This is a genomic window from Paracidobacterium acidisoli, from assembly GCF_003428625.2.
GTDB lineage: Bacteria > Acidobacteriota > Terriglobia > Terriglobales > Acidobacteriaceae > Paracidobacterium > Paracidobacterium acidisoli.
The window spans coordinates 244,740-252,840 of sequence record NZ_QVQT02000007.1 but is presented as its reverse complement, the minus strand read 5'-3'; the positions used below and the strand labels follow the sequence as shown (position 1 = coordinate 252,840).

At 61.6% G+C, this 8,101-nt stretch carries 3 protein-coding genes; all 3 read left to right on the top strand.

Translation table 11 applies throughout. The features are described 5' to 3' along the window. On the top strand, window positions 1-2,127 hold a 2,127-nt coding region (locus D0Y96_RS18880), incomplete at its 5' end, for an outer membrane beta-barrel protein (RefSeq protein WP_147325146.1). A 24-nt stretch (window positions 2,128-2,151) separates the two neighbouring features. After that, window positions 2,152-3,567 carry a hypothetical protein gene (locus D0Y96_RS18875; protein WP_147325145.1) on the top strand — a complete coding sequence of 472 codons (1,416 nt, stop codon included), beginning with the start codon at window positions 2,152-2,154 and terminating at the stop codon, window positions 3,565-3,567. Between the two features lie 79 nt (window positions 3,568-3,646). After that, on the top strand, window positions 3,647-8,101 hold a 4,455-nt coding region (locus tag D0Y96_RS18870; RefSeq protein WP_158562489.1), incomplete at its 3' end, for an NHL domain-containing protein.

Below are 8,101 nucleotides of genomic sequence, written 5' to 3'. Positions count from 1 at the left end.
ATGACCTTCAGCAATGAGCAGTCGTTGTACAGCTCGGGCAATGCGTTCGCCGATTTTCTGGGCATGGGAGCGATCGCGAACGTACAGCAGGACAGCGCGCAGACGAGGTACTACCAGCGCTATCAGATCGTCGAGCCGTACCTTCAGGATGACTGGAAGGTTAACTCACGGCTGACAGTGAATGCCGGCCTGCGGCTCAATCTCTTTGGGACGTATCACGAGAAGAAGAACAATGCTTATAACTGGGTGCCGAGCGCGTACAACCGGTCTATGGCCGAGTCGGTGGTAGTGGACGGCCAGAGTGCCAACGGGCTCGGCATCGCCGCCACCGGAGAGCTGCTCGACGCCACCACCGGACAGCCGATTCCGACCTATCTGCCGAATGGCAACGTCGATCCGCGTGTGATCAACGGCATCGTGCAGTGCGGTAAGAACGGTGTGCCCAACAGCTGCATGACGGGTCATCTGTGGAACTTCTCTCCGCGTGTCGGCTTTGCCTGGGACCCGTTCGGGAATGGCAAAAATTCGATTCGCGCGGGGTACGGCATCTTCTTCGAGCACGGCACCGCGGACGAGGCCAATACGGGATCGCTTGAAGCGAGCGCCCCGATGGTGCTGAGCATGACGCAGCTCAGCCCGTATGGAGCGGGCTGCATCGGCAATGTCGGTCCGGGCTGCCCGCGCGGGCCGGGAGCGTTTCCGCTCAATGTTACGGCTATCCCGGGCAAAGCCGTATGGCCCTATGTGCAGCAGTGGAGCATGAGCATCCAACATGAGCTGCCGCACAATATGCTGACGACGTTTGCCTACGTCGGCAGCAAGGGCACACACCTTACGCTGGAGCGGGAGATCAATCAGCTGGTTCCCGCACCCGCGGCATCGAACCCCTTTGCTCCGCACCAGCCGCTGATCACGACGGCCTGCGGGCAGTTTAACAGTGGAGAAGACGCCGGGAACGGTCTGGGCTTTGACGGGACCAGCTACCATCTTCCTGGCGGAGTTCTCGTCGGTCCCGCGGCTCCCGGATGGACTAACCTGCGGACGGCCTGCTATGGCGAAGGCAATGGCGGAGAGGTCGACCCGAATTCGTTTCGTGAATACGCGCCCGGCATAGGCGAGATCTATTCGCTCGAAAACACTGCCAACTCTTCGTACAACGCCTTCCAGACAACAGCGCGACAGATCACCGGACCGCTGACGCTCAGCGTCGCCTACACCTACAGTCACGGCATCGACAACTCCTCAGACCGCTCAGACGGAACCTTCGTCGATTCGTTCAACGCCCGCTCCAGCCGGTCGAGCTCCAACTACGACCAGCGGCATCTGCTGCACATCAGCTACATCTATGAGCTGCCCATTTTGCGCGGCATTCGCGGGCTGATCGACTGGGAGGGCAAAGATCCGGACAAGGACTGGAAGTCCTCGCGTTCTCCATCCACCTTCGGAACTTCCGCACTGGCCAAAAATCTTTTCGATGGATGGCAGTTCTCCGGCATCACGCTCTTCGAGTCCGGCATTCCCTTCACGGTGATCAACGGCGGCAGCACGCAGGTTTATTGCTCTGACGTAAATCATTGTTTCGATAATTCCATCGCAGTGCTCGACAACGCCGGTGTCGCGAACGGAGTGGGCGCCGGTTCCTACCCGGACCTTGTCGGCAATCCGCGCCGCAACATCCCGGCAGGCGGCAACAACAGCCGCAGCGAAGGGCCACTGCTTTTGAACCCCGGAGCCTTTGCCGCTCCGCAGGGCCTGACCTTCGGAAACGCGGGACGCAACTCACTGAACAATCCGCACCGCTGGAACTTCGATACGGCTCTGCAGAAGAACTTCGGGCTGCACTTCCTGCATGAGTCCTCGCTGCAGTTCCGCGCCGAAGCCTTCAACGTCTTCAACCATACGCAGTTCCGCATCTACGATCCCAATCCGACGCTGGGGCAGAGCACGGCCAACCGCACCGCGAACTGTTATGGACCGGACAGTTATTCCGCCGGCGATCCAGGCGGAGAGCCGGTCATGGGAGCGGGTCCGGCAGATGCAGGTTGTTTAGCCGGCAGCTCGTTCCTGCATCCGGTCGACGCGCACCTTCCACGCACCCTGCAGCTGGGCCTCAAGCTGTCCTTTTAGCGATTCGGAGAAATGAGACTGGTTATGAACAGGCGATACGGGCAAACAACGGAGAAGCGCAGCGTGAGTGTGAGCCGATTGGCGCTTCTGCTGATGACGATAGCCGGGCTGGCGGGCGTGGGCTGCGGCGGGGGCGGCGGCAAGAGCAGCACTGCCGACAATCCCGGCGTGGCCGGTGGGTCATCGTCGGCGCAGTACGCCACCTACATCGGTACGCAGAGCGTGGACTGGAGCAACGCACGCCTGATTGGCGGCGGCGACTTCCCCTTCCGGTACGGCGGAGCATGGACCATAGCCCTCGATGACAGCTCGAAGTACTTCAGCTATCAGAATCCAGTTCATGAGGGAAGCAGCATCGCCGGCCTTCCAGAAACTCTTCCACCGCTTGCTCCGACACTGGGCAGCTTCACCGGCAGCAGCTTCTTCAGCCTGACTGCGAACGGATCGACGACACCGGGCGGCGCAGGCTATGCGCTCGAAGTTCCCGGCGAGGCGGTGGTGCTGCGCCCCGGCAATGACACCACCGCGCCGGTAGTGGGTGTTGAAACCAGCAACTGCCTCACGCTCACGAAACCGACTACCTATCAGTTCATCTCCTTAGGCGTCTCAGATCCCGACGCTTCGACTCCCTTTGTGGCGTATGGCAGCGTGCAGGCCAGCACCAGCGGCGTCACGTGGAACTTCTCCAGTCTGAAGATGTATGCCTTCGATGGAACGGACCTTCAGCCCACTCCACTGCCTGCGGGAGGCTGCGGCGAGACGGCGCTGGGCTTTGCGGTTTCGATCGCGCCAGGCGCCGCGACGAATAACCTGGAGGTCACGGCACAGGCCACCTCCTCGGGCTACTTCATCATGGACCAGGGCCAGGGTGAGCCGTCGCTCTTCAGCGAGGCGCCGGGCCCGACCGGCCCGCTCGGCCTGGTCGGTGTAGAGCAGCCGTCGAGCCAGCTCTCGACCTCCGCTGTGACCGGCGCGAAGTATCTGGGCTTCGAGTACGACGCCATCGACGACGTGGTGCTGGGTCTACCCGGAACACTGCCGGTGGCCTTTGGCCAGGCCAGCGCATCGGGTACATCCGGATCGGGCACAGCAATCACCGGTGGCGCGTATCCCAGCGACGACGTGACGCAGACCCCCGCCGCGAATATCACCATCGATCTCGGCACGCAGGACTCGGCAAACAATGGCCTGTATAAATCTGTCACCGTGACTGTGCCGGATACCAGCAAGGCCTGCGTTCAACGGTCCTATGGCGGCACAGATGCGAACGGCAACCCGACCTGCATCTTCAAGGGCGAAGCGGTGGTGGGCAATCCCGGCGGCAAGTACGCAATCTTCGTCACCGTCAACGACCTCAGCCTGCAAAGTTATCCCAGTCCCGATAACGGTGGCTCCATCACTCCGTATGCGGCCATGGATTTCTTTCTGTATCAGCAGTGAGCGTGAAGCAGCAACCGTGCTGAAAGAGGTTGATTGAATGAACCGCAATTTTTTAACTGTCGTTTTTGAGAGAGGCTTTATGCAGCACCGTTTCGTCTCCGTCTTCCGCCGTGTCAGCTCTGTGCTTCTGGCCCTTGGGACCATCTTCCTGATTGCGTCGAAGATGCAGGCGCAGGATCTGCAGTTCACGCCCGGAATTGCCGGCACGATTGTAGGAGATGTGACCGGCAGCCTGGGCTACTCCGCCAACAACTACACAGGACCGGCCAGCGCGCTGGTGCTGAGGAACGCATACGGGATCAATCTGGACTCGGCGGGGAATATCTACATCGCATCGAGAGGGATCGTTCGCGTTATAGCCGCCGGCAGCACTCCGATTCCGGCGATGCCCGGAGTGACCGTGCAGGCGGGAAATGCGTACGCGTTTGCCGGCGGAGGGACGGTCTGTTCGAGCAGTACGGACGCACACGGCAACGGCTGCCCGGCCACGCAGGCTACTGTGAGCAATACCGCCGAGGATATGGCCGTCGATGCACACGGCAACGTCTTCATCGCGGATCGAGCCAACGAGGAGATCCGTGTTGTTTATGCGGGCGGTACCATTCCTGGACTGGCTTCACCGCAGCCCGGCTATATCTACTCGCTGGCGGCAGCGGCAGCCTATTTCACGTCAATCCCCGACCAGCCCGTCGACATTGCCGTGGACGCGCAGGAGAACATCTATTTTACGAACGCGTTCAGCTCAGCTCTTTCGGTGATCTACTCCGGCCAGACGGCCGCGGGCAATCCGCTTGGCATCCCCGCCGGCACTCCAGTGGGCGGCGTTTATACGTTCAACAACAGCAACTGTAGCGGGGATCAACCGGTATGCGGCGATGGCGGTTCGTTCGCCCAGGCCCAGCTCGCACAGCCGGTTGGCGTGGCCGTGGACTCCTCCGGCAATCTTTACTTCGGAGATTCAGGAACCGGCCACCTTCGCGTGGTCTACGTTGCAGGGAATATTCCAGGATTATCGAACCTTACGCCCGGCAATGTTTATACGGTTGCCGGTGGCGGAACCTCTCAAACGATCCCCGCGCAGGGTGAGCCGGCCATCAGCGCGAGCGGCGTCAATTCCGGTCAAATTGTTTTCGATGCCGCAGGGAGCCTCTATCTGGCCAACGGCGCCACTGCAACTATCGAAAAGGTGGATGCCTCGGGAACGTTTACAACTGTCTTTGGCGGCTCAGTCAATTGCGCCGCGGCTACGGATGCCGACGGCGATGGGTGCCCGGCCACCAGCGCAACCTTCGTCAACCCATTTGGCGTTGCCGTCGATTCCGGCGGAAATATTTATGCCTCTGACAATCAGACGCACGGCCTGATTCGCAAATCCACTGTGTCGTCTTCGGCCGTGAGCTTTGCCGGGACGGCCGGGCTGCCTGTGGCAAGCCAGATCGGCATCGTCTCCAATGCGGGAGCGCAGCCGCTTCAGCTCAGCGGTCTCAACTTCAGCGGCTCCTTCGCGCAGACGCCCAGCGGGGGATCGAATGACTGCACCGCCTCCACCAGCCTCGCGCCAGGAGCAAGCTGCGTAGTCGCGATTGCTCTCAACAACGCCGCACCCGGCCAGGTCACCGGCGCGCTCAACGTCGCGAGCAATTCCCTGAATGCCACCGGAGGCAACAATACAATTGCGCTCAGCGGAACGATTGCGCAGGCCGCTACCCTGACTGCCCTGACCAGCAATGCACCGTCTCCCCTCATTCTGAATGCCGGTCAGTCTGTGACCTTCACCGTCACGGTAGCGCCGCCGGCAGGGAATTCGCTGATGCCCACCGGCACCGTAACACTTCTCAGCGGATCGACGCAGGTGGGAACAGGCACGCTGGCCAGCGGAGCGGCGACGATGCAGCTCAGCAACCTGCCGGCAGGAAATCTGTTCATCACCGCGCAATACAACGGCGACACGAACTTCACCGGCAGCACGTCGACCGCTGTGCCGGTCAATGTGGCATCCGCGTCGGCCCCGGTAGCGGAGGTGGCGCTCGCCGCATCCCCCACGATCGCAACCACCGGACAGAGCATCATGCTGACCGCGACGGTGACCACGCCGGGCGGATCGCCCGTCACCTCCGGCACAATCACGTTCCAGGAGGGCTCCAATCCCCTTGGAGCCGCAGCCGCAGTGAACGGCTCAGGCGTTGCGGCCCTGACTATCTCGACGCTGCCCATTGGCGGCAATCCGCTCATAGCCGTTTTTAGTGGAACAACCGGCTATGGTGCGAACTTCTCCAACTCCGTGACGGTCACCGTGAACGGCGGCGGGGAGTTCTCATTTACTCCGGGAGTGATCGAGAAGATCGCCGGAGTATACCCCACCATCGCTAACGGTCAGTATGGTCAGCCGGATCGGGGCTACAGCGGAGACAACGTGCCGGCCATCGGTGCGGCGCTCAATTCTCCAGGGGGTGTTGCGGCGGACAGCTTCGGCAACGTCTATATCGCGGACGAGGCGAATAACCGCATTCGCGTGATCGCTTCCGGGAAAGGTACGATCGCCGGAGTTCCCGGTGCTGTGGCCGGAAACATCTACACCTTTGCGGGAGGGGGAACATGCAGCCCTGCTCCATGCGGAGATGGCGGCCAGGCGACGCAGGCCGCGCTCTCCGGGCCTGAGAATCTCGTTCTCGATGCTTTCGGCAACGTATATCTCACCGATGGCTATAACAACGGCACTGAGGCAGTCGTCCGTAAGGTCAATTCGCAGGGCATCATCCAGACGGTCGCGGGAAATGCGAGCCTCGGCATCGGCTACAGCGGCAACGGAGGACCCGCGACCAGCGCACAAATCGGTGCCGGCGGGATCTTTGTCGATAATGCCGGAAACCTGTATATCGCAGAGGGCGGCAGTATTAACTTTGGGCCCCCTAACAATGTCATACAGCGCGTGGATGCTCTGACCGGCGTTATCACCACGGTGGCCGGTACGGTGCAAACCGGCTGCCCCTCCGCGCCATGTGGCGACGGTCAACAGGCAACCAGCGCGTTTCTCAGCAGCCCCTCCAGCGTCGCCGTCGATGCGGCAGGAGACCTGTACATCGCCGACAGCGGCGACTATGTGGTGCGCAAGGTCGCAGCTCAGACCGGCATCATCAGTACTGTTGCCGGAAGTTATACCCAAAGCAGCACAGGCATCGGTGCGGGTGACGGTGGCCCGGCGACAAGCGCGCAATTCGGTCTTATTTCCAGTATTGCGGTGGACAACGCCAATAACCTTTACATTCCTGATTCTGACACCGTAAATGGCGTACCCCATGCGAGTTTGCGCGAAGTAAATGCGCAGACGGGGATCATTACTACGATCGTCGGCGGTGGAACCTGCTCACCGTCACCGTGCGGTGATGGTGGTCTGGCGACGAGTGCGTCGCTGTACAACGCTCCGGGGCTGGGCCTGGACAGCCAGGGCAATCTCTATCTGACAGACGCTTCATTCAGCATTGTGCGGGAAGTGCCGGTGACCACGACGGCGATCAACTTCGGCAGCGAGAACGAGGGCACGAACAATACGCAGACGTTTACTGTTACCAACATCGGCGCGCAGCCGCTGAACTTTTCCGGCATCAGCGTGGCCAACACCTCACCCACGCCCGGGCCGAGCCCCAGCGATTTCTCGCAGCAGCCGAGCGGCGGCGCCGACTGCACGTCGAACATCTCTCTGGCCGCGGGCGGAACCTGCAACATTGAGGTGCAGTGGTTCCCGACGATTCAGGGAGCGGAGACGGCCGCGATCACCGTGGCCAGCAACGCCGACAACGCTGTGAGCGGCAATAACGTCATCACGGCAGGCGGTTCAGGAATCGCCATCGGTGGAAACACGGCCCAGACCATCACCTTCCCGGCGCTGCCGGCCAGCGTGATCTATGGCCAGACGATTCCGCTGAACGCGACGGCCAGCTCGGGCCTGCCCATCAGCTACCGCGTCTCCGGTCCGGGCACTGTGAACCAGACCGCGGGCACGCTGACCATGACCGGATCGGGCGCGATCACTGTAACCGCGTATCAGTTCGGCAACGGGCAGTATGCTGCGGCCACGCCGGTTCCGCAATCGACGGCTTCAACCGGCGGCCCGACGCTCACCATCGCCGCCAACAACATCTCTGTCCCTCAGGGCAGCGCCATTCCTGCGCTGACTTACACCATCAACGGACTGGTGAACGGCGATACGACCAGCGGCACTCCCGTTCTGACCACGGCGGGCACGCAGAACTCGCCGATCGGCAACTACCCCATCAGCATCGCGCAGGGATCGCTGACCGCGCCTGCCGCTTATGATCTGAGCTTCGTGCCGGGAACGCTCTACATTACCGGAACGGGAAGCCAGACCATCACCTTCGGTCCGGTCGGCAGCGTCACCTACGGCGCGAAGCCGATCACGCTCAGCGCCACAGCCAGCTCGAAGCTGCCGGTAACCTTCACCGTCGCATCGGGTCCCGGCTTCATCACCAGCAGCAACACGCTGACGATCACCGGTGCGGGCTCCATCGTGGTGAAT